The organism is Vibrio sp. 1580, from assembly GCF_033340055.1.
In genome coordinates, this window is record NZ_JAWOVT010000315.1 from 1 (window position 1) to 682 (window position 682).

The window sequence follows — 682 nt, forward strand, 5'->3', positions numbered from 1 at the left end:
GTGTGTTGTATGGGGCATAAAGCACAGATTTACATTTTTAAATAAAATCGCCATTGCGCCGCGAGAGAGCGAATAAAACAAAGGCTCCTAATGAGGAGCCTAATTCGATTTTAGTGGGCTGTATGTTTCATCCCTGCCATCACTTTTTTCACTGGCGCGTTAAAGCTCTGCTTTTGGCCGTTATCGTAAGTCACGGTTACTTCGATTTCATCCCCTTCATTGAGCGGCGTTTTCAAATCAAACAGCATGATGTGTAGGCTGCCTGGTTTTAGCTCGGTGGTCTCTTTTGCGCCTAGCGTGATGCGGTCGATTTGGCGCATTTTCATCACATCGCCGTCTTTAATGACATCGTGCAATTCGACTTTGCCCGCTGCTGGCGTTTCTGCGGCAACGATATTGATGTCGTCTTGGCTGCGGTTGGCAAAGGTTACGAAGACGGCGCTGGTGGTTGCACCCGGAGCCATAGCACGCGCATACGGTTCGTGCGCCATGACATCGAGCTTAGCCTGAGCTAAAGGGCTGAGCAGTAATGCACCCAAAGCCAATGTTTTAAACAGTTGATTAGCCTTCATTCGAGCCTTCCTTAGTGGTGAGTTTTGAAATTGCTTCAACAATCGGCGCAGGCGTTAGCGTGTGTGGCACTTTGGTGATCAACGTGCCGTCCGGTTTGAGGAAGTAGAAG

1 protein-coding gene and 1 pseudogene are annotated in these 682 nt (G+C 49.0%); both read right to left on the minus strand.

Annotated elements, in window-relative coordinates; genetic code table 11:
* Positions 1–110: 110 nt before the first annotated feature.
* Positions 111–572: a copper chaperone PCu(A)C gene (locus R7093_RS25730; RefSeq protein WP_005458360.1), complete on the minus strand. Its 462-nt coding sequence runs from the start codon at positions 570–572 to the stop codon at positions 111–113.
* Positions 562–682: pseudogene (locus R7093_RS25735) on the minus strand (SCO family protein); the annotation flags it as partial. The gene R7093_RS25730 and the pseudogene R7093_RS25735, both read right to left, overlap by 11 nt.

What these genes read in the sequence shown, in the direction of transcription:
- R7093_RS25730 (WP_005458360.1), bottom strand. Translation starts at nt 572, where the DNA reads ATGAAGGCTAATCAACTGTTTAAAACATTGGCTTTGGGTGCATTACTG.